Source organism: Tunturiibacter gelidiferens (assembly GCF_014201335.1).
In the GTDB taxonomy this organism is placed as follows: domain Bacteria; phylum Acidobacteriota; class Terriglobia; order Terriglobales; family Acidobacteriaceae; genus Edaphobacter; species Edaphobacter lichenicola_E.
Genome location: NZ_JACHEB010000001.1, coordinates 579,800 through 600,210, shown reverse-complemented (window position 1 = coordinate 600,210; position 20,411 = coordinate 579,800). Strand labels below are relative to the sequence as shown.

Annotated in this window: 17 protein-coding genes; 3 read left to right on the top strand and 14 right to left on the bottom strand. The window is 59.1% G+C overall.

Annotation, left to right across the window (positions count from 1 at the left end):
- The first annotated feature begins 119 nt into the window (after window positions 1-119).
- Window positions 120-797 carry a PEP-CTERM sorting domain-containing protein gene (locus HDF14_RS02450; RefSeq protein ID WP_183973175.1) on the top strand — a complete coding sequence of 226 codons (678 nt, stop codon included), beginning with the start codon at window positions 120-122 and terminating at the stop codon, window positions 795-797.
- Window positions 798-882: 85 nt separating this feature from the next.
- On the opposite strand, the gene HDF14_RS02445 is transcribed toward HDF14_RS02450, so the two are convergent.
- On the bottom strand, window positions 883-2,187 hold the full coding sequence (locus tag HDF14_RS02445) for an MFS transporter (RefSeq protein ID WP_183973173.1): 1,305 nt from the start codon (window positions 2,185-2,187) through the stop codon (window positions 883-885).
- A gap of 47 nt (window positions 2,188-2,234) precedes the next feature.
- Complete coding sequence (locus HDF14_RS02440; RefSeq protein ID WP_183973171.1) at window positions 2,235-2,966, bottom strand: polysaccharide deacetylase family protein; 732 nt, start codon at window positions 2,964-2,966, stop codon at window positions 2,235-2,237.
- Between the two features lie 567 nt (window positions 2,967-3,533).
- On the opposite strand from HDF14_RS02440, the gene HDF14_RS02435 reads away from it, so the two are divergent.
- On the top strand, window positions 3,534-4,364 hold the full coding sequence (locus tag HDF14_RS02435) for a hypothetical protein (RefSeq protein WP_183973169.1): 831 nt from the start codon (window positions 3,534-3,536) through the stop codon (window positions 4,362-4,364).
- A 76-nt stretch (window positions 4,365-4,440) separates the two neighbouring features.
- Here the strand turns inward: HDF14_RS02435 and HDF14_RS02430 are convergent, their stop codons facing one another.
- From HDF14_RS02430 to bcp, 3 genes are all read right to left on the bottom strand, one after another.
- Complete coding sequence (locus HDF14_RS02430) at window positions 4,441-7,956, bottom strand: TonB-dependent receptor (protein ID WP_183973166.1); 3,516 nt, start codon at window positions 7,954-7,956, stop codon at window positions 4,441-4,443.
- A gap of 159 nt (window positions 7,957-8,115) precedes the next feature.
- Window positions 8,116-8,400: a hypothetical protein gene (locus tag HDF14_RS02425; protein WP_183973164.1), complete on the bottom strand. Its 285-nt coding sequence runs from the start codon at window positions 8,398-8,400 to the stop codon at window positions 8,116-8,118.
- Window positions 8,401-8,458: 58 nt separating this feature from the next.
- The gene (gene bcp, locus HDF14_RS02420) at window positions 8,459-8,926 is read right to left on the bottom strand and encodes a thioredoxin-dependent thiol peroxidase (protein WP_183973162.1); all 468 of its coding nucleotides are present in this window, start codon (window positions 8,924-8,926) and stop codon (window positions 8,459-8,461) included.
- Between the two features lie 214 nt (window positions 8,927-9,140).
- Here bcp and HDF14_RS02415 point away from each other — a divergent pair, with 214 nt between their 5' ends.
- Window positions 9,141-10,166 carry a carboxypeptidase-like regulatory domain-containing protein gene (locus HDF14_RS02415; RefSeq protein WP_183973161.1) on the top strand — a complete coding sequence of 342 codons (1,026 nt, stop codon included), beginning with the start codon at window positions 9,141-9,143 and terminating at the stop codon, window positions 10,164-10,166.
- A 33-nt stretch (window positions 10,167-10,199) separates the two neighbouring features.
- On the opposite strand, the gene HDF14_RS02410 is transcribed toward HDF14_RS02415, so the two are convergent.
- From HDF14_RS02410 to HDF14_RS02370, 9 genes are all read right to left on the bottom strand, one after another.
- Window positions 10,200-10,667, bottom strand: a complete 468-nt coding sequence (locus tag HDF14_RS02410; RefSeq protein WP_183973160.1) for a nuclear transport factor 2 family protein — start codon at window positions 10,665-10,667, stop codon at window positions 10,200-10,202.
- A 141-nt stretch (window positions 10,668-10,808) separates the two neighbouring features.
- Window positions 10,809-11,801, bottom strand: a complete 993-nt coding sequence (gene fabD, locus HDF14_RS02405) for an ACP S-malonyltransferase (RefSeq protein WP_183973159.1) — start codon at window positions 11,799-11,801, stop codon at window positions 10,809-10,811.
- A gap of 257 nt (window positions 11,802-12,058) precedes the next feature.
- Window positions 12,059-12,424 carry a hypothetical protein gene (locus HDF14_RS02400; protein WP_183973158.1) on the bottom strand — a complete coding sequence of 122 codons (366 nt, stop codon included), beginning with the start codon at window positions 12,422-12,424 and terminating at the stop codon, window positions 12,059-12,061.
- A 70-nt stretch (window positions 12,425-12,494) separates the two neighbouring features.
- Window positions 12,495-13,154 (bottom strand): DUF4230 domain-containing protein, encoded by a 660-nt coding sequence (locus HDF14_RS02395; RefSeq protein ID WP_183973157.1) that lies wholly within the window; start codon window positions 13,152-13,154, stop codon window positions 12,495-12,497.
- A gap of 317 nt (window positions 13,155-13,471) precedes the next feature.
- Window positions 13,472-15,718, bottom strand: coding sequence for a DPP IV N-terminal domain-containing protein (locus tag HDF14_RS02390; RefSeq protein WP_183973156.1), 2,247 nt, complete (start codon window positions 15,716-15,718; stop codon window positions 13,472-13,474).
- Window positions 15,719-15,787: 69 nt separating this feature from the next.
- A complete protein-coding gene (locus HDF14_RS02385) occupies window positions 15,788-16,354 on the bottom strand; it encodes a hypothetical protein (RefSeq protein ID WP_183973154.1) in 567 nt (188 codons plus the stop codon).
- Window positions 16,355-16,473: 119 nt separating this feature from the next.
- A complete protein-coding gene (locus HDF14_RS02380; protein WP_183973153.1) occupies window positions 16,474-18,117 on the bottom strand; it encodes a CTP synthase in 1,644 nt (547 codons plus the stop codon).
- 168 nt (window positions 18,118-18,285) lie between these two features.
- The gene (locus HDF14_RS02375; RefSeq protein WP_183973151.1) at window positions 18,286-19,431 is read right to left on the bottom strand and encodes a carboxypeptidase-like regulatory domain-containing protein; all 1,146 of its coding nucleotides are present in this window, start codon (window positions 19,429-19,431) and stop codon (window positions 18,286-18,288) included.
- A 233-nt stretch (window positions 19,432-19,664) separates the two neighbouring features.
- Window positions 19,665-20,342, bottom strand: a complete 678-nt coding sequence (locus HDF14_RS02370) for an NAD(P)H-binding protein (protein ID WP_183973149.1) — start codon at window positions 20,340-20,342, stop codon at window positions 19,665-19,667.
- Window positions 20,343-20,411 lie beyond the last annotated feature (69 nt).

Here is a 20,411-nt window from a genome sequence, read left to right as displayed (position 1 = left end):
TGGTTTTTCTGCCACAGTCGCATGCCCACCGGGTGCGGTAAGCTGACCCCGGAAATGGCGGTGAAGCTCAACTTACGGCCTGCTCCTTCACGAAAATAGTACGCATCCCCGGAGGTCTTATGCGTCTTTCGTTCCGTCCCGTTCTGTTTCCAGCCCTCATGCTTTTTACTGTTTTCGCCGGCACTTCTGTGGCCAGGGCAGACACCATCAGCCTATCCATCACGCAGGAGGCAAGCGGCACCATTGGCAGCCAATCCTTCACGAATCAGAATGTAACCTTCACAGGAACATTTTCAAGCCAGCAGCTTTTATCTTGTATCGCTGCGAACACTTGTCCTGGTCCTCTCGGGCCGGGCACGGGCGAGTACACACTCACGACCTTCACCGATCCTGAAACGACCACGACTCTGGTAACGACCATCACCGTCGGCGGTCTCGGGACGTTTCTCGCCAACAGCGGCATTAACTTCATTGATGTCAATTACTCGGGAGGACCACTGACAAATGTCTCCATCGCTGATGGCGGAGACCCCAACGGCCATCTCATCTTTCCTGTGGATCCGACTAACCTGAACCTCGAGAACTGTCTGGGGAACTTCCCCGCGGACGATTGTCCTCTCAGCGCCTCTACGTCGGATGGGCCGTTGATTCTGACCTCGGCGAGCGAAGACTTCACGACCTCCGCGACGGTCACTCCTGAGAACGCCACTGTTCCCGAGCCTTCGACGCTGGCCCTGCTCGCAACTGGTTTCCTGGGACTCTCTGGATTTATCCGCGGCCGCTTTCGGTCCGCGTAGCTTCGCACGGTTGTTTGCCAAATTCGACGACGGCACTCTATGAATTGAACTGCGTTTTGGCGAGTGGCACCTGCTGAGCGGGAGATCAGGCAGATTGTGTGCTTGCGGGCTTTGGTTCCATCCAGATTTTGCCGACTGCCATCAGGATTACCAGCATAACGGCGCAGAGGGCGAAGACCGGGCGTACGCCGATGTAATGAGTGAGGATGCCCGAGAGAACGAGGCCTGAGATCTGTGCGGTGAAGATGATGGACATGAAGGTGGAGCCTACGCGGCCCATCAGCTCTGGTGGCGTTGCTTTCTGGAAGAGTGTTTGCGAAGGGACGATGATGCCCGCTACCGAGAAGCCGATGATGAGGTTGCCGAGGATGGTCGACCAGAGATGTGGCAGCAGCGTGAGGATGACGAGGCCGACGGCGATGCCGCAGAGGCCGGAGTAGACGAGGACTGTGTCCTTCAGCTTTTTGCCGAAGGTGTTGAGGCCGTTGATGCCGATCAGCATTCCGAGGCCGATCATGGCGGAGGCAATGGCGAAGGATTTTGTGGAGGCGTGGAGGGAGTCACGCACGTAGATTGCGATGAGCGGGCCGAAGCAGCCGAGGACGAACATGCCTGCTGCCATGGCGAGGATCGTAAATAATAGGGCGGCGTGGTGCATGATGAAGTTGATGCCCTGCTTCATGTCGAGCCAGACTTTGCCGATTGCGGAGCTGCCTGCGGCGTCGGGTGCTGGCGTGGCGGCTTTTGGTCCGGGGGCCATGAAGGTGACGGAGGCGATGAGCAGGGCGGAGCCTACGAAGCTGACGGAGTCGAAGGCGTAGCAGCTGACGGCTCCGAGATAGGAGACCATGAGGCCGGCGATGGCAGGGCCGATGATGCGCATGCCGAACATGACCTGCTGCATGAGCGCGTTGGCGGAACGGAGGCCATGCAGGGGAACTGCGGAGCGGATGGCTACTCCCTGGGCCGGGCTGAAGAAGCTGGAAATGACACTGATGGCGGCGAGGATCGCGTAGAAGTGCCAGATCTGCGTGGCGAAGATCAGCAGGAGGCAGAGGCCGGCGCGGATGGAGTCGCTTGAGACCATGGTGGGCTTGAGGGGCCAGCGGTCGACGAAGACTCCGGCGAGGATGCCGAGCACGGCGATGGGGAGCATGTAGGCGATCTGGACGCCAGTGACCTGCTGGGCGTTGGCGTGCAGCTTGAATGTGAGGACGTTGATGACGGCGAAGAGGGCGAGGAAGTCGCCGAAGACGGAGATGATTTGGGCGTACCAGAGACGGCGCATCATGGGGACGCGCAGGACATCGCCCATCGATAACGGCGCGGGGAGTTCGGGATCGATGACGGGATTCTGCTGTGCCGCGGTGGGGTTAGCGGTTGTGCTCATCGGGATTCCTTTTGGGTGATGCTAAATAGTACGGGATCGGGGTGGGATCAGTTCCAAGAATCGACCGTAACGAACCGGATCTCCGGTTGATTTTTATAGTGCTGAAGAATCAGGGATGTGGCTTCGACGCTTGGCAGGCGAGGCTGGCCGAGACCAGACTGTCCGCCGTCGTGCAGCACGATATTGGATGAACGATTCTGCCGCTGGTTGCGGATAATTCCGCTGAGGGTGCGGTCTGCGATCTCCCGGGCGGAGATGGGCTTCCAGTCGCCGGGGAGAAGGTTCCACTGGACTGGGGTGAGGTTGAGCTCGTGTGCGATGCGAAAGACTGCGGGGCGGCGTGCACCGTGAGGGGCGCGAAAGTAGCGAACGGGAGCGCCGAGGGTGTCTTCGATTGCGGCGTTGCAGCGGGTGAGTTCTTCGCGGATGCGGGCGGTGGATTGCCAGGCGAGCCATGGGTGAGTCATGGTGTGGTTGCCGATGAGGTGTCCGGCGGTTGCGATGGCGCGAGCGATGGCAGGGCGTTGCTGAACGTAACGGCCGATGAGGAAGAAGGTGGCGCGGGTGTTGTTGCGGGCTAGGACTTCGAGGAGACGTTCGGTGGCGATATCGTTGGGGCCGTCGTCGTAGGTGAGGGCGATTTCGTTAGGGTTTTTGGGGGCGATGAGGAGTTTGCCGAAGAGTTGCGATTGGGCAGAGAGTGCGGCGTAGGTGAGGGTTCCTGCAGTCGCGATTGCCGCGGTGAGGAGGGTGGAGGTGGTTAGTTGAGTTTGTGTCATGCCTGCGCGCTTCGCTGATTGCATTATAGGGAGGATGGGGACGGAGACTGCGTGCGTGGATTTTTAAACGGCAACGGCAACGGCAACGGCAACGGCAAAGACAAAGACAAGGACGAAGTACGGGGGTCTCTCCACTGCGTCGCGCGATGAGACTGCGCGTCTTCGGTCGAGATGACGATTCAAGGGGATTGGGTTTTAAGGCAGTCGGATCGAGGCGGTGTCAGCAACAGCGACAAGAGCAATGGCGACAACAGACGGAGAAGGGCAACCATTGATGGGCCTGAGTTTCCGTGAATCGATGTGTAATGCGAGTGTGGATCGGCTTTGCGAAGGCTCTCTGCACCTTTTTGCAAGTTGCAGAATTTGTTTGATTTATGGAGCTCGAATGCCTACTATTGCGCGCATCAATTCAACCCTGGGGATAGTCGTTCCCGGACACTGAGGCTGATGGGTCGATCATGCTTGCATGTCCGCCGTGCAGCCGAGCTGTCGCGCGCAAAAGTGCCGATAGGTTCGTCCTCTGCTTGCTCCTTCGCTTCTCTCACGTTCGAATCAGGAGAAGACTGTATGAATCTGCCAATCACTTGTCGATGTATCGCTCTCCCTTTGTTGCTTGTTGGTTTTGTAAGCTGCGTAACGCCTGCCGTCTCCGCGCAGGATAAGACGATTCCGAGCCAGAAGATATTAACGATTCAGCGCGAGTTCACCAAGCCAGGCAAGGAGGGGGCAGCTCATGAAAAGAGCGAGGCTGCGTTTGCCCAGGCGATGGCGGGGGCGAAGGCTACGGACCACTACTACGCGCTTGCCTCTCTTTCGGGTCGGCCGAGGGTTCTGTTTTTGAGCGCCTATCCGAGCTTTGCGGACATTGAAGCTGAGCGCAAGAAGGTGAACGGGAACGCGTCTCTTTCGGCTGAGCTTGATCGAGCGAATGAAGCGGATGGCGATCTGCTGGCGGAGACGAACTCCAGCATGTGGATGCGAAGGGACGATCTCAGTTTGAACCAGGGATATCGCGTGGGTTCTCGCTATGCGGAGCTGACGCAATTTGTGGTTCGCCCGGGCCATACCGGTGAGTGGAATGAGTTGGTGAAGATGGTGATCGATGCGTACAAGAAGGGTGTTCCGGATGCTCACTGGGGGACCTACGAGATGCTTTATGGCGGGGGCAGCACGTATCTTGTGATTACGACGCTGAGGTCGGGGGAGGAGATCGACTCGAACTTCGCAAAGGATCCGAAGTTCATCGAGGCGTTGGGGCCGGAGGGACTGAAGAAGCTGGACGCGTTGGAGGCTTCGTGCGTCGAGTCGAGACAGTCGAATCTGTTCAGGATGGCGCCGAAGATGAGCTATCCGCCGGATGCGTTTGTACAGGCGGAGCCGGACTTCTGGAAGCCTTAGTAGGAGCTGTTCTTGATCGTTATGAAAAAAAGCCCTGCGCTGGTTGGCGCAGGGCTTTTGCATTGCGGGTTGTGGGTTAGTAGAGGATCTTGAGGCCGAACTGGAAGATGCGCGGCTCGAAGGTGCTGGTGATCTGGCCGCCTCCGGTTGGGTTGTTGAGGCTGGCCGGTGCAGTGGCGGTGGCCGGTGTGCTCAGTGTGCCGGTGAGACCGCTGCCGGGGATGTAGAAGTTTGTGTGGTTGAAGAGGTTGTAGGATTCGGCGCGGAACTGGATGCGCAGACTTTCAAGCGGAGTAGTGAAGGTTTTGTTGAGGGCGACGTCGGTCTGGTAGAGAGCCGGCGAGCGACCTGGGTTGCGTGAGGCGTTGCCGAAGGGGCTTACCAGATTTCCGCTTCCATCCTTTGTCTCTGGCAAGGTAAAGGCGGCGAGGTTGGTGTACTGAATGAAGCCGTTGCTCAGCTTGGTTTTCTTGATGGCTTTCTGGCCAGGGACGATGTTTGGGCGATACTCGTTGGCTCCGCGATATGTTGCGGGGATTTGTGGTGAGACGGCGTTGGCGGAGTTGGGCGAGTAGCCGACGTTGAAGACAGTGCCGGCCTGCATGGTGTTGATGGCGCTGATCTGCCAGCCGCCGAGGACCGTGTCGGTGAAGCCGTTAGCGGTGTTCATGAAGTGGCGGCCACGTCCGAAGGGAAGGTCGTAGACGAGGCTGGTGACGTTGCTGATGGGAAGGTTGTAGTCAGATTGCGCGTAGTCGGCGGCGATGTTGTTGGCGTCCTGCGGCGAGGGGCTGTTGCCTTCGAGGGAGGCACTGGCGTTGTCGAGCGAGTGCGACCAGGTGAAGGAGTTGAGGAGGGTGAGGCCGGCGACGAACCGCTGCTCGTAACGAACCTGAAGGGCGTCGTAGTGCGAGTAGAACTCGTTGAGGGCTGTGGTGATGTCGCTGGGCCAGTTGCCGTAAGGGCGCGTGAAGCCAGCGGAGGGGTTGATCTGGTTGCCGTTGAGGAAGCCCTGGAGCTTGCTGCCGTGGTTGCCGACGTAGGCGATGTCGAGGAGCGTGTTCTTGGCGAGCTCCTGCTGCACACTGAGGAAGTAGCTCTGAACGTAGCTGTCGCGGGTGTTCTTGGGAACCCAGGTGATGTTGTCGGTTGCTTTGTTGAAGGTGGTGGCGATTCCGGTGGGGAAGCCCTGGTCGGCAGTGACGTAGCAGTTTGCAGCGGCTCCGCCTACGGGACAGTGATTGCTGGTGGAGGGCGTCTTCTGGGTGACGGAGACGAACTGGGCTTGCGGGGCGTTGATGGCGAGGATGTCGCCTGAGCCTGCGCGGGTGTAGTGGACGTAGCTGGTGCCGTAGCCGCCGCGAATGGAGGTGCGCGCGGTGGCTGCGTAGGCAAAGCCGAGGCGTGGAGCGAAGTCGTTGAGGTCAGGATTGACGAGGGTGTTGCCGTAGACGCCGCTGCCGGAGGTTGGAGTGATGCCGCCGCCAGCGACTGCGCCTGGGGTGATGGTGAGGACGGTTTGGGTGATGGGATCGAAGTTCGAGATAAAGTTGTGCTGCTCAGAGTAGGGCGAGCCGTACTCCCAACGGAGACCGAGGTTGAGGGTCAGCTTGGGATCGACCTTCCAGTCATCCTGCGCGTAGGTGCTTTGCAGACTTTGGCGGAGGTGGGCGACGAAGAGGTTGGCGAGGGAATAGTTGTTGGTGGTGCCGAAGAGGAAGTCGGCCCAGTAGTTGTCGGCGACTGCGCCGCTGATGTTGGGGCAGTTGGGGTTGGTCGCGGTTTTGACGCCGGCGACGGTGGTGCTGGGGCAGAGGCTGAAGCCTCCGGAGTAGCTGAAGGAGCCGTAGAGCGGATTGTTGTCGTTGACGGCCATCCAGATGTGCTCGTACTCATAGCCGAACTTGAGAGAGTGACGGCCTTTGATCCAGGTGAAGTTGACCTTGGGATCGAGCAGGGAGGGGTTCTGCCACTGGGGGTTGGTGCTTTGACGACCGAACGCGGTGAAGCCGCCGCCGAGGCTGGTGGAGGGAAGGCCGCCCGAGACGGTGGGGTCGGAGGGGAGGCCAGGAAGGGTGATGGCGTTGTCACCGATGGAGGGCGAGAACTTGCCGGCTTTGGTTTTGGAGAGGCCGATGCGGGCATCGACCACTTTGTTGGCGCCGATGAGGTGAGTGTAGCCGAGGGCTACCTGCTGGTCTAGGACGCGGATGGTGCCGTTGGTCTGGCCGTCGAGAGGAAGCGGGAAGACGGGAGCGTTGAAGCCGGTCTCCTTGCGGTCGCTGACGCGGAGGAACCAGGAGCTGCTGGGGTTCTGTTGATAGTCGATGCGAAGATCACCCTTGTCGGAGTTGTCGGTGAAGGGGACTTGGGTGGCGTAGTTGTCCTGGGCCAGACCACCTGTCGCGAGAGTGCCGCTTCCTGCTGTGGGGATTAGCTTGAAGTAGTTGATGATCTGCTGCGAGACCGGGTTGATGGCTGCGGCAGGGATTCGAGTGCCGGCGGGGTAGACCTGACCGGTGAGTGGGTTCTGGACCGCTACGACGAGATTGCCGTTGAGTTCGTTGGTGGTGGGGACGGTGTTGACGCTGAGGGGCTTGAGTACCTGGCGGAAGCCCTCGTAGTCGACGAAGTAGAAGAGCTTGTCCTTGATGATGGGTCCGCCGAAGTTGACGCCGAACTGGTTGCGGTTGAAGGTCGGCTTCTGGAAGGGGACGACGTTTCCACTGCTGCCGATGAGGGTGGGTTTGAAGTAGCCAGCGGCGTTGAGGTCGGTGTTGCGGATGAACTCGTAGACGGTGGCGTGGAATTTGTTGGTTCCGCTGGCGGAGGCGACGTTGATGGTGGCGCCGGAGGAGCGGCCGTACTCTGCGCTCTGGTTGTTGGTGACGATCTGGAATTGGGCTACGGAGTCAGGCGGGACGGCGATGATCTGGTTGTCGAAGCCCTGGTTGCTCTCGCCGTAGGCGTTGTTGTCCATGCCGTCGAGGAGGAAGTTGTTGAAGATGCTGCGCTGGCCGTTGATGTTGTAGGCTCCGGCGCGGACGAGGGAGTTGATGGAGCTGGTGGTGGCGGCGGTGGGAGCCTGGCGGGAGCCGGTGACGAGGCCGAGGAGGTCAGAGTAGTTGCGGGAGACGAGCGGGAAGGCCTCGCTCTGGTATTGCGTGATGGTCTGGCCGCGTTGGCTGGTCTCGGTTTCGATTTGCAGGGCGAGGTCGCTGACTTCTACTGTGGTTTGCGTAGAGCCTACCTGGAGCGAGAGGTCGATGCGTTCGCGCACGCCGACGGAGATGGTGATGTTTTTTGCGACCGCGTCTGAGAAGCCGGGTGCGCTGGCGGAGATGGTGTAGACGCCGACGCGGAGGGAGGGGACTTCGTAGTCGCCTGAGCTGTTGGAAGTCGCTTTTGCGGTGATGGAGGTCGCGTTGTTGGTGATGGAAACGGATGCGCCTGAGACGCCGGCTCCGGTTGCATCATGGATGGTTCCTACGAGGGTGCCGTTTTCGTATTGAGCGTTCAGATGGGAGCACAGGAAGAAAAACAGGAAGGCCGCCACAAGGTTGAATGCAGAAGAAAATCTTTTTTTTCGCATAGCCCTAAGTTTTAGGGTTGTCGATGAATCTGCTGTAAATTGAGCGTGAACATGGGGTTAGGAATGGGGTCCCTGCCGCGGCGATCAATTGATTGTGCGGAAAATTTTACTGGACGGAGGCGATTTTATGGAGTCAGGAACGTAAAAAAGGGCAGACGATCAGGCGGGGATTTCGAATCCGAGTTGCCGCATCATCTCATTGGTGACTTCGTAGTCTTGATCGGGGTCGGGCATGACGTCTCTGCCTGGGTCTTCGTGTCCGAAGGCGTGGAGGTAGAGGCCTGCTTTGAGGAAGGCTCCCTGGAGTTTTACCTTGTCGGGGTAGGCGACTCGGAGGGGGCTGGCTTCTTGGGTGATGTCGCCGATGCGCTCGTACTGCATGATGATTCCGCCGGGGTGGGTGGGGTCGGGGTGGGTCTTGAATCGTACCTGGTAGGCGTTCATCGATGAGGGTCTCTGCTTGTTCGATGCGGAGTCGTGGCTGGCTGCTGTTGAGGGGAAGTTATTTCTTTGCGTGGGCTTTTAGGAGCGCGAGGACCTCTTCGGCGTGGCCTTCGGGTTTTACCTCTTCGAAGATGTGGATGAGGTGCTGGTCGGGTCCGATGAGGTAGGTGGTGCGTTTTACGCCTTTGACTAGCTTGCCGTACATGTTCTTCGGCTTGACGAGGTCGTAGCGGTTGATGAGCTCCATGTCGGGGTCGGCGAGGAGGTCGTAGGGGAGGTCGTACTTGTCTTTGAATTTCTTCTGGTCTTTGACGGTGTCGCGGGAGATGCCGAGGACGACGATGCCTTGCTTCTGGAACTTTTCGAAGGCGTCGCGGAAGCCGCAGGATTCGATGGTGCAGCCTGGGGTGTCGGCGCGGGGGTAGAAGAAGAGGACTACGGGCTTGCCTTTGAAGTCGGTGAGGGAGACTTCTTTGCCGTCTTGGTTTTGGAGGGTGAAGTTTTCTACTTTGTCGTTGATTTGCACGAGGCTCCTCTGGGTCCTTCAGGGTCAGAACCCACTATGAGTATCTCATTCAGCTGCTCAAGCTGCAGGGGTAGTATGGGAGAACGATGACGACGCAGAGAGGTGATTCTGCTGGCCGCTGCTTGAATATGGCGCTGCTCGTACTGACGGCAGTGTTGAGTGTTGAGAGACACGCGACCGGGCAAGAGACAGGCTCGGTGACAGGCCACTTGTATTGTGCGGATACGCATGCCGTCTGCCGGTTCGGCAGCGTGACGATGCAGAGTATGCCGGCAAAGAAGAGAGACGGTATGCCGCCGGTGAACAGCATGCCTACTCTTCACCGACAGATATGGACGGGGTCTTTCAGATCGATGGTGCCGTTGCAGGGGACTATTACATCCTGGGACGCTGTGCTGGGTACGTGACACCGTACGACGTTCTGGTTGCGGAGACTTCAGGGGCGGTGAAGGACGAGGATGAGGGACTGAAGTACGCGTTGAACCCGATAACGGTTGTTGCTGGGAGAACCACTTCGACCTCTGTGACGATGCAGCGTGGCGCTTCTATCGCCGGCACTGTGATCTATGACGATGGCTCGCCTGCGGAGAATCTTCCTGTGAAGCTGCTTTGGAAGAATGCAAAGCAACAGTGGGAGCCGTTCGCAAATAGTGCGAACGATAACTCAACTTCGGTGCTTGGGCTCGACAGCGTGCAGACGGACGATCGTGGAAGATTTCGCGAGACAGGGCTGCCGCCAGGTACTTATTCGGTGATGATTGCGCTGCGCCAAGCGTTGTGGATGCCAAAGCGGATCACAGGTACTAGTGAGATCGATGTTAAGGTGACCAAAGGTGACGGGCTGAAGGTGTACTTCGGCGATAAGTACAGGATCCGAGAGACTTTGCCGATCGTTCTGTATGACGGTGAGGAGCGAAACGGCGTAGATGTGACGATTCCAGCCAATGGGCTACATGTCGTTCGGGGCGCGGTGAGCGCGAAGGCTGATGGCAGCGTGGTGAAAAAAGTTACCGTGCAGCTACTCGATCCAGAGGACATGACAGTGGTGCGCGAGGCAGATATCGGAAGCGAGGGGACGTTTGTCTTACACTGTGTGGTGAGTGGCTCCTACGTGGTGAAGGTGAGCGGGCAGGATGCGGGATCGAAGGCGAGTGTTTTCGATCCGGTTACGCAGAATCTTGTGGTCGAGGGAGATGTGCGGGATTTGAACTTCGTGCTGGATCCAGTACTTAAGCACTAGATAAAAGTGAGGACGTCTTCGGGAAGCTGCTTGCTACTTCACTGAACAGTCTTTCCTTCCGGTGTCTGCAACACTCGCGATCAACCATTTGCCATCCTTGCGGACGAGATTGAAGAGATCGGTTCCGCAGTGATCCACTTTGCCGTCGACTAAGAACTCGAATGGGGCCCAGACTACGGCGAGGTCATTGTCGATGCGTATGAGGGGATCGTGTATGCGTTCTTCTATCTTCGTGGTGCCGGGTTTTCCTACGCGGGTTGCGAAGTCCTCGAATGTCATCTGGGTTGGTTTGCCGTCTCGCATGAGGACCATCGTGCCGCCGGGGAGTGTTGGCTCTTTGATGGCTGCTGCGTCGCGCTTTGCCATGCCGTCGAACATTGCTGTCACAGGGGCAAGGACTGCCTGCTCTTCTGGTGTGGCGGCGTGTAATGAGGCAGGCAGGAACGTGGCCGCAATCGCTGCAGAGATAGATAAAACAAAACGCAGTCTAGGTGTCTTCATGGCTCCCGATTCTAAACCTTGAGTTGGAGGTCGGCTGGTTTGGCCTTGAAATTGAAGGTCGTGCAAACGACTGAAGAAATACAGGGATCCTTCACTGCGTTCAGGATGACGATCAGAGATGATTGTCGTTTGTTTCAATTTCTAGCTACCGGTCGACGTCAACGACGCTAGGGTTTTTTCTAGGGAGGCGGAGTCTTCGACGTGGAAGGTTTTTTGGTTGCGGTCGATTTGGCGCATTAGGCCGGAGAGGACTTTGCCGGGGCCTACTTCGATGAAGTGAGTTGCGCCTTCGGCTATGAGAAGTTGGATGCACTCGACCCAGCGGACGGAGCCGGTGACCTGGCGGATGAGGCAGTCGGGGACTTCGGCGCGGCGATGGAGGAGGCGGGCGTCGACGTTGGCGGCGATGGGGTAGGCGGGGTCGTGGAAGGTGACGGCTTCGAGGGTGGTGGCGAGGGCGTCCTGCGCAGGCTGCATGAGGGCGCAGTGGAAGGGAGCGCTGACATGGAGCATTACGGCGCGCTTGGCTCCGGCAGCCTTACAAAGGTCGGCGGCTAGATGAACGGCGCCGGAGGCTCCGGAGATGACGGTCTGGTCGGGGGAGTTGAGATTGGCGGGGGAGACAACGGCAAGAGCTGCGTTGAAGGTTTTGGCGTCGGGCATTGTGGGGAGCGGGGTGAGCTGGTCGGTGACCTGGGAACAAACCTCGGAGATGAGGGTAGAGGAGAGGCCAAGGATGGCGGCCATGGCACCTTCTCCTGCGGGGACGGCTTGCTGCATGAACTGACCGCGGGAGCGGACGGTGCGGATGGCTTCGGTGAAGGAGAGGGTGCCGGCGGCGACGTGGGCGGAGTACTCGCCGAGGGAGTGGCCGGCGGCGAAGGTGGGGGTGATGCCTCTCTCTGCAAGGATGCGGGCGGCTGCGACCGAGACGGTGAGGATGGCGGGCTGGGTGTGCTCGGTGAGTTTGAGCTCGTCTTCAGGGCCTTCGAAGATGAGCTTTGAGAGAGGGAAGCCGAGGGCTTCGTCCGCTTCGTCGAAGATGGCGCGGGCGGTGGAGAAGTTGTCGTAGAGATCGCGGCCCATGCCTACGGATTGCGAGCCTTGGCCGGGGAAGAGGAAAGCTATTTTCATGTCGAGGTCGATGATAAATGACGGAGGGAGTCCTGCCGGACGGGCCGCCTCCGCGGCGGGCGGCCACTTCGTGGCGTGTGTATCTTTTCTGGGTTGGTTAACTGCGTTTGTCCTCCCGCTGGTCGGAATTGAAAGCTGAGCAACGCGAGGCCCGATGTATCTCGACGCGCCCAGACCGGTACAAAAGTCACGAAGTGACCGCGCCACGCGCAGTGGGCCGTCCGCAGGACTGATCTTTTCCAGTTTTGGGAAGGCAGCTAGATGCCGAGGCCTGCGTCTACGTCCTGCTCGTCGCCGGAGTGTGCGTAGAAGTCGTAGGGGGTGCGGCGGTTGAACTTGTAGCGCTGGCGGAGTTCGCGGCCAACGAATAGACCAAGAGCAACGGCGCCCAGACCGGCGGAGATCCAACCAACCGTTTTGATGAGAGTGGTCTCCTGGTCCTCTCCCCCGTTTTTCCCATTGCGATCGAGACTGGGGAATGGAAGCACGGCGGTGGTGGGGATCTCCTCGGTTGTGGTGTCTTCAGTCCGAGGTTTGGAGCGAAACATCATGCTTTGAATTTTAGCGCAGGTTCTGAGAAGGTTGGGAGAATCGAAGCTGGAGAGGTACTGCTTCAGTGGCATTGAACAGTTGGACGCAATGCGGGAGATAAGGTTGCCGCGGGTTAGGTTAGGGTTCGGTGAATGGGGGGTCTTAAGTAACGTCGACTTGGTGGAAGCCGAGGCTGTAGAGGAGAGTTGTTACGGTGGCGCGGGCGTTCTTGCGTGCGGTGTCGAGGATGCCGTCGGAGAGGGCGGATGCCTGGAGTTGTTGTTCGGCCTTGGCGCGAGTGTCGGACTCGAGGTTTTGGTCGGCGGGGACGAGGAGGCCGGTAGAGCGGGCGTAGACGCGGGTGTGCTGGTTGTCGAGCGTGGTGACGAAGAGCTGCGAGGCGGGCAGGGTGACGTGGATGGACTGGCCGTTGTTGTCGATGCGGACGTCTTCGGGCTTTAGTTGCGAGAGATCGATGCCTGCGATGGATTGGCCGTGGACGACGAGGAGGAGACGGTCGCCGGCTAGGAGGTCGGGCAGGACGGTGCTGGATTTGGAGCCTTCGACGACGGTGTCGATGGAGTAGACGACGGTTTCCAGGCGGCTGAGGCGCTGAATGCGCTGGACGACCGCCGGAACCGAGGTGTCGAAGGTGGTGGTGCGGCCTGTGATGGCGGCGGCGACTCGGGCAGGCAGTCCGGTGGTGGCTTGGCGGAGGAATGCGGCAAGGGCGACGGCTCCGAGGAAGAGGGAGAGGACGACAGCGAAGAACGTTCCGGAGGATCTGCGACCTGAGCCGTATGAACCGTATTGGGTAGTCATTGTTGTTTGGATGCTACTACGGTGGGGGGTAGCTGTTGTGGGGATGGGAGTGTGGGCAACTGCAAATAGAAGGATCCTACCCCTTCGGCTTCGCTCAGGGGGTAGGATGGCGGGCTTTGAGGCGAAAAGCAGATCCCCTTCGGGGATGACAGAAAGAAAGACAACTGCAAGGACAGGGACAAAGACAAAAAAAAACAAATACAGGGATCCTTCGCTACGCTCAGGATGACGGCTTCAAAAACTCAATAACTGCAACTGCACCGCGGGGGATGCAGCTGCAACGACAATGTAACTGAGGTCTTAGCGGTTGAGCGGAGCTAAGGCTTGAGGTAGGTTTCGAATTGCCAGAGGATGCGGGCGAAGAGCTCGTCGCGTGCGGTGGGGCCTGCGATGGAGTGGGTTTTGCGGGGGAAGAGCTGCAGGTCGTAGGGGATGCCTGCGTCGATGAGGGGTTGAATGAATTGGATGGTGTTGGCCATGTGGACGTTGTCGTCGCCCGTGCCCTGCGCGATGAGGATTCGGCCTTTGAGCTTGGCGGCATCGGTGATGGGTGAGTCGATGGCGTAGATGTTGTTCGGGTCTGGTGTCGCGTTTGGAGAGGGGAGACCGAGGTAGCGTTCGGTGTAGATGGAGTCGTAGTTGCGCCAGTCGGTGACGGGGGCCACGGCTACGCCGGCGAGGATGCGGTCGGTGTGGGTCATGGCGTAGAGGGTGAAGTAGCCGCCCCAGCTCCAGCCCCACCAGCCGATGCGTTTGGAGTCGAGTTGCGGGTATTGGGCTAGGATCTGGTCGAGTGCGGTCATCTGGTCAGAGAACTGGACGGGGCCGAAGTTGCGATACGCTGCCTGCTGGAAGTCGCGGCCACGGCCTCCGCTTCCGCGGGTATCGATATCGAGGACTGCGAAGCCGCGTTGGGCGAGGAGCTCGTTGAAGATCTGGGATCCGCCCCATGAGTTGCGGATGCTGCTGACGGGAGTGGGACCGTCGTACGGGTTGAGGATGAGGGGGACGGTTGCGGGGGTGGTTGAGGCCGGGGTGGTGAGGCGGCCGTAGAGTTTGGTCTTTCCATCGGCGGCGGTGACGGTGACGATGGAGCTGGTGACTCCGGTTGCGCGGGCAAGGGGCTTGGACTTCCAGATGGGAGCGCAGCTTTGTCCAACGGTGCAGAGGCTGAGGACGGGGGGCGTGGTTGCGTCGCTGTAGTAGTCGGTGAAGTGGACGCCGTCTGGTGAGGTGCTGGTGCCGTGAGTGCCGCGGCCGGTGGTGAGCTGTTGCTTCGAGGTGCCGTCAAATTTGACCGACCAGAGATTGTCTTCGAGGGGAGAGCCTTCGTTGGAGGCGTAGAAGACGGTGTTGGATTTCGGGTCGATGCTGTCGACGGTTTCGACCTCGTAGTCGCCCTGGGTTAGCTGGCGGGTGAGTGTGGCGTCGGCGGCGAGGGGATGGTGTTCGTCGAAGCTGTAGAGATAGAGGTGGGCGTGGCCGTCGCGCCAGCTGCTGATGAGGAAGCGTCCGCCGGGGAGGATGTTGAGGTCGGTGCTGAAGTCGAGGTATTTGGCGTCGGTGTCGGTGTAGACGACGCGGGTTTTGCCGGAGCGTGCGTCGGCGAAGTAGAGGTTGAGGTGCTGCTGGTCGCGGGTGAGGACTTCGATGTAGACGGTGTTGGCGTCGACCCAGCCGAAACGAGGGATGTAGTCGTTGTTGGAGCTGAAGGGGACTTCGATGAATTTGGTTTTGCCGCCTTTGGTGGAGACGATGCCGACGCGGACGGCCGGATTGGGGTCGCCGGGTTGCGGGTAGCGCTGGTTGTCGATGGTGGCGTGGGTGGGGATCCAGTCAGTGATGGGATACTGGGGGACTTTGGCCTCGTTCATCTGGAGGTAGGCGATGGATTTGGAGTCGGGCGACCAGAAGTAATTGCTGCGGACGTCGAGCTCTTCGAGGTAGACCCAGTCGACTTCTCCGTTGAGGAGGGTGTCGGTGGTGTCGTGGGTGAGGGCGGTCTCTTTTCCGGTGGCGGCTACGGGGTGGATGTAGAGGTTGTGATTGTGAAGGTAGGAGACGTTGGCAGCGTCGGGAGAGAATTTGGGGTCGTCGCCGGAGCCCTCGTGGGTGTCGACGATGAGGGTGCCGGTGCCGGCGGCGATGTCGTAGAGCCAGAGGCGGCCGCCGTTGTCGATGAGGAGATGTTTGGAGTCGGCGGACCAGAGGTAGGCGGACATGCCGTAACGGGAGCGGTGGTCCGCATCTTTTTCGTTGACGGCGGCGGAGGTGAGTTTGCTGAGCTGCTCGGCTGTGGCGAGAACGCTGGCGCGGCCGGTTGCGGCGTCGATCTGGACGATGTCACCTGCTTTGCCGGGAGAGCTGGCTTCAGGTTCGTCGACGATGAAGGTGAGGAGCTTGCCGTCGGGGCTCCAGTCGATGCCGTGAGGGGCACGGCCGGTGAGGTTTTTGTTCGCGTCGGCGATGGTGCGGATGCCTGGATCGGTGGCGGGGGTGGTTTGGGCGATTACGGAAGCGGTCGAAAGGCAAAGTAGGAGAGAGGCGCGCAGAAGGAGGGGCATGTGATTGGCTTGAGTTTACAGGCAGTGGTCGTCGCGTCAAAAGATGCTTTCTTAATGCTGCCTTTGCGCTCAGTCTCGTTCCGCCGGCCTGAGCCTTAAGATCAATTGGTCGTATTCGGTCTGAAGTGCGTTGACTCGCTTTTCGATCAGTGGAAAATAGTCGTGCGGATACGGTTCCCCGTGGCTCACGGGATCGTCCTTAAGACCCGCTTCACGGAGCATCTCAAAGACCTTTACATGTCTTACGTAACGTAACGAGGCTTCAACGATGGTCGTATCGCCTGCCAGATGCAGGTGGTCTTCAATGACCGCAAGGGCGTCTCTGTGATTTCGTAGAATTCCGGCTGATTCTATCTGGATACTCAGTCTGCTTTGAGGGCTGTTTGGATCCTGGTCTCTGTCTTTGAGTCGATCCCACAGTAAGTTTTCTTTTTGCAGATGAAGATAAGTCGGCCAATAGAACTTTGACAGCTGCTCTTCAAGGAAGTGCAGGCGTTTATCAAGCAGGAACTTGTGTGTGTCATCTCTGCGACGAAGGTATGAATCGACAATGCCCTTGCTTGCGATACCTGCCAAAAACGTAATGCCGCCCCACATAACGGACCCAAGCGAACTGAAAGCTAGAGTTGTCATCATTGTCCGGTCTAAGATCGTTCGACAATGTTACTCCGGCGCCCAACAAAATGGCGAGGCAGCGCCGTAGTAGTCGCCTGCGCTCGTCAATGCGAATCGGAACGACGTTACGTCGCTGACAACTACAGGGCTTCCATGCTGGAGGAGGTTGAGATCTCGTGCTGCATGGCGAGGCGGTTCTGGTAGCTTGCGGCGATGAAGTCGCGGAAGAGCGGGTGCGGCTCTAGCGGCTTGGATTTGAACTCGGGGTGAAACTGGCAGCCGAGGAAGAAGGGGTGCGTGGGGATCTCCACGATCTCGACGTAGGTTGCGTCAGGCGTCGTGCCGGTAAGGCGAAGGCCCGCGCCGGTGAGGATGGCCTCGTACTCACGGTTGAACTCGTAACGATGGCGGTGGCGTTCGCTGATCTCGGTCTTGCCGTAGGCGTGGGCGGCGAGGGAGTCGGGCTCCATGACGCAGTCCCAGGCGCCGAGGCGCATGGTGCCGCCCATCTCTTCGACGCCGGTGAGTTCGCGGAGTTTGTAGATGATGCGGTAAGGGGTGGCGGGGTCGAATTCGCCGGAGTTGGCGTCCTTGAGGCCGCAGACGTTGCGGGCGTACTCGATGCAGGCGGTCTGCATGCCGAGGCAGATGCCGAAGTAGGGGACTGCTTCTTCGCGGGCGTAGCGGATGGCGTTGAGCATGCCTTCGATGCCGCGTTTGCCAAAGCCGCCGGGGACGAGGATGCCGTCGAAGCCCTGGAGTTGTGCGGCGAAGTCGGGGACTTCGAGACCTTCGGCTTCGAGCCAGGTGACACGCAGCTTGAGGTTGTGGGCCAAGGCGCCGTGGACCAGAGCTTCTTTGAGGGATTTGTAGGAGTCTTCGTACTCGACGTACTTGCCGACGATGCCGATGGAGACTTCGTCTTTGGGGTTGTAGGCGCGGCGCACGATGTCCTGCCAGCGGGAGAGATCGGGGGCTTTGGTTTCGATGCGGAGGTACTTGAGTGCGAGGGTGTCTACGCCTTCGGCTGCGAAGGTGAGGGGGACTTCGTAGATGCTGGGGACGTCGCGGGCGGCGATGACGGCAGCCTCTTCTACGTTGCAGAACAGGGCGATCTTGTTGCGCATCTCGCGGGGGACGGCGCGGTCGGAGCGGCAGAGGAGAATGTCGGGCTGGATACCGATCGAGAGCATCTCCTTGACGGAGTGCTGGGTGGGCTTGGTTTTGAGTTCTTGTGCGGCGGCGATCCAGGGGATGAGCGTTACGTGGACGAAGCAGGTGTTTTCACGGCCGAGGTCCTGACGCATCTGGCGGATGGCTTCGAGGAAGGGAAGCGATTCGATGTCTCCGACGGTGCCGCCGATTTCGACGATGGCCACTTCGCAGTCCGCTGCGACTTTGCGCATGGCGTTTTTGATCTCGTTGGTGACGTGGGGGATGACCTGGACGGTCTTGCCGAGATAATCGCCGCGGCGCTCTTTGGTGATGATCTGCTCGTAGATGCGGCCGGTGGTGAGGTTGTTGTCGCGGGTGAGCTTGGCGTGGGTGAAGCGCTCGTAGTGGCCGAGGTCGAGGTCGGTTTCGGCGCCGTCGTCCGTGACGAAGACCTCGCCATGCTGGAAGGGCGACATGGTGCCGGGGTCGACGTTGAGATAGGGGTCAAACTTCATGAGGTTGACCTTGATGCCACGGGCTTCGAGCAGGCAGCCAATAGAGGCTGCGGCGAGACCCTTGCCGAGCGAAGACACGACTCCGCCAGTTACGAAGATGTACTTTGCAGACATGTCCGCGACCTCTTTAGATGTATTTGAAATTTGTGCAGGATGGGCACGGTTAAGTATCGCAGGGTCCCGGCCTGGAAGCAATGGGTTGACTTTTCCAGGGGAAGTCAGGTTGGGTCATGAGATTTTTTGAGATTTGATGATTCGATCTTGACTGCTCGAGGGTTTTCTTCAGGGTTTGGGGTTGTGCGGGATACCACGGGAGATTTTCTTGATGAGGAACTCCTGGAGGAGGGACGAGGCTGCACCGGAAGCTGTGTCGACCAGACCATTTCTAATGGTCAATCCAGCTCCATTGCGATCGCTGGCGGGGTAGTAGAGGTTTGAAAGACCAGCTGAGGCGAAGTTGCCGAGGATGAAGGAGTAGTTCGGTTGCCAATGGCCGTTGTCACCTTTGCAGATGAATGCGGTTGACATGGCGTAGAGGGCGCGGGAGCGAATGGTTCCGGTGCCTTTGTAGAAGTAGCGTGGGTCCTGATGAAAGAGCGACGGAAGGATCGCGTTGCCGATCATGCTGCCGATGAAGCCGTCGCCGTAGGAGGCCGCATATCGCTTGAAGTAGCCGGATGCGCCCTGGCCGTAGCCGCTGAAGGTGTTCTGCGATTGCTCTACACCCGCGATGATGCCGGGGATGGCGAAGGAGACGGGATCGTATGCATCTCTCAATGCCAGGCGGAACTTCTGGCCGGAGCTGAGAGAGACTGCATCCCAGGTATAGGAGACGTAGAAGTTGGGAAAGATGCCGAGCACGCGCTGCTTCTCCTGGAGCGATACCTGCTCCTCTGCGATGTCGTGCCGCGTGAAGTTCACGTCGACGTTTGTCGTGGCGGAGGAGACTTGCAGGGCGACCGTGGGCAGCTCGTACTGCTGGCCTTTCAGGAGTACAAGGGCGGAGGAGACCCAAGGGGCAAAGCCGGGCGAGATGACTTCTAACTTGAAGGTGCCGGCGTTAACTGCAGCGAAGTTGAAGGTGCCGGCTGCGTCTGTCGTGAGCGTGCGTTGAGGCCGGGAGTCGAGGAATTGGATAGAGACTAGAGCGCCTTCGACCTGGGCTCCGCTAGGGTCGAGTACGGTGCCGCTGATGCTGCCGGTTGCTTGCAGGTCGGGTGACATGAGGCTGGAAGACTGTAGTCCGGGTGCGTCGGGTAGTTCTACAGGTTCTACTGCAGCGATCTGCTGGGTTGTGCCAAGTGGCGTCGCGGTGACGGGATTGGCGTCGGACGGAAGGGAAAGCGTTTGCGCGTGTGCATACGTACTGAGCGTTGAGCACAGTAGGAGGGTCAGGAGAAGGGGGCCCGAATTTCGCAAACCATCCATATCGGCTACGTTTTCTAATTGTAGATGTTCATGCGGGGAGCCTAACGGGAAGCACGTTGTGAGGAGCCGACTGCGCCGATGTGTTGAATATTGACTTATTGAGTGCGAGTTCCACAATCACCCGTTGGTCTGATCAGAAGATCAACTTCAACGGATCATCTCGAAGGACTTCAGTGGTGATTCGGTTGAAGTCTTTTAGTTTGTGGGGTTGGAGTGGTCGCGGTGATCGGTGGTTATCTTTCAAGCGGGGGCTGGAGGGTGTTGATGTCTTTTGATTCGAGGATAGGGCGGGGGAAGCCGTGTTTGACGACGAGGAGCATCGCGCGACCGATCTGCTCAGTGGTGCCGATCTGGGTGGGAAAGATCTTCTTCATGAGAGGAAGGAATGGTTTTATGGCCGAGTAAAAGATTCGGTATGACGTCGTTTTTGAAACGATGCCGTGAAGTGGCTGTATGAATCCGGGCCGGAACATGTAGGCGGCTTTGAAGGCGAGCTTGAGGATATCGTTTTCTGTTTTGCCCTTGACGCGAGCCCACATGCTGCTGCCGCGCTCGGTGCTGTCGGTGCCGGACCCAGAGACGTAGACAAATGTCATCGACGGGTTGAGCTTTGCGAGAGTGGTTGCGGCGGCGAGGGTAAGGTCGTGCGTGACGTGGGTGTATTGGGCCTCGGACATGCCGGCGGAGGTGACGCCGATGCAGAAGAAGCAAGCGTCGAAGCCGGTGAGATCGGTCTGGACGTCGGAGTAGTCGAAGAGATCGCTGTGAACGAGCTCTCGTAGCTTGGCATCGTGCTGGCCGGTTGGATTGCGGACGATGGAGAGGACCTGCTTGACCTCGGGGTCGAGAAGGCATTCGCGCAGAGCAGCCTGGCCGACCATGCCGGTTGCGCCGAAGAGAATTACATTCATCCGTTTGCCTTTGTCCAGAAACCTTGCGCGGTAGTTGAGAGGGCGCATCGACGTGATGTTTTGAGGATC

Bases quoted from the DNA above. Each gene is read 5' to 3' on its own strand.
- HDF14_RS02435 (WP_183973169.1), top strand. From the start codon at position 3,534: ATGAATCTGCCAATCACTTGTCGATGTATCGCTCTCCCTTTGTTGCTT.
- fabD (WP_183973159.1), bottom strand. From the start codon at position 11,801: ATGAAAATAGCTTTCCTCTTCCCCGGCCAAGGCTCGCAATCCGTAGGC.
- HDF14_RS02395 (WP_183973157.1), bottom strand. From the start codon at position 13,154: ATGACTACCCAATACGGTTCATACGGCTCAGGTCGCAGATCCTCCGGA.
- HDF14_RS02385 (WP_183973154.1), bottom strand. From the start codon at position 16,354: ATGATGACAACTCTAGCTTTCAGTTCGCTTGGGTCCGTTATGTGGGGC.
- HDF14_RS02430 (WP_183973166.1), bottom strand. From the start codon at position 7,956: ATGCGAAAAAAAAGATTTTCTTCTGCATTCAACCTTGTGGCGGCCTTC.
- HDF14_RS02400 (WP_183973158.1), bottom strand. From the start codon at position 12,424: ATGCCACTGAAGCAGTACCTCTCCAGCTTCGATTCTCCCAACCTTCTC.
- HDF14_RS02375 (WP_183973151.1), bottom strand. From the start codon at position 19,431: ATGGATGGTTTGCGAAATTCGGGCCCCCTTCTCCTGACCCTCCTACTG.
- HDF14_RS02425 (WP_183973164.1), bottom strand. From the start codon at position 8,400: ATGAACGCCTACCAGGTACGATTCAAGACCCACCCCGACCCCACCCAC.
- HDF14_RS02445 (WP_183973173.1), bottom strand. From the start codon at position 2,187: ATGAGCACAACCGCTAACCCCACCGCGGCACAGCAGAATCCCGTCATC.
- HDF14_RS02450 (WP_183973175.1), top strand. From the start codon at position 120: ATGCGTCTTTCGTTCCGTCCCGTTCTGTTTCCAGCCCTCATGCTTTTT.
- HDF14_RS02380 (WP_183973153.1), bottom strand. From the start codon at position 18,117: ATGTCTGCAAAGTACATCTTCGTAACTGGCGGAGTCGTGTCTTCGCTC.
- HDF14_RS02410 (WP_183973160.1), bottom strand. From the start codon at position 10,667: ATGAAGACACCTAGACTGCGTTTTGTTTTATCTATCTCTGCAGCGATT.
- HDF14_RS02370 (WP_183973149.1), bottom strand. From the start codon at position 20,342: ATGAATGTAATTCTCTTCGGCGCAACCGGCATGGTCGGCCAGGCTGCT.
- HDF14_RS02390 (WP_183973156.1), bottom strand. From the start codon at position 15,718: ATGCCCCTCCTTCTGCGCGCCTCTCTCCTACTTTGCCTTTCGACCGCT.
- HDF14_RS02440 (WP_183973171.1), bottom strand. From the start codon at position 2,966: ATGACACAAACTCAACTAACCACCTCCACCCTCCTCACCGCGGCAATC.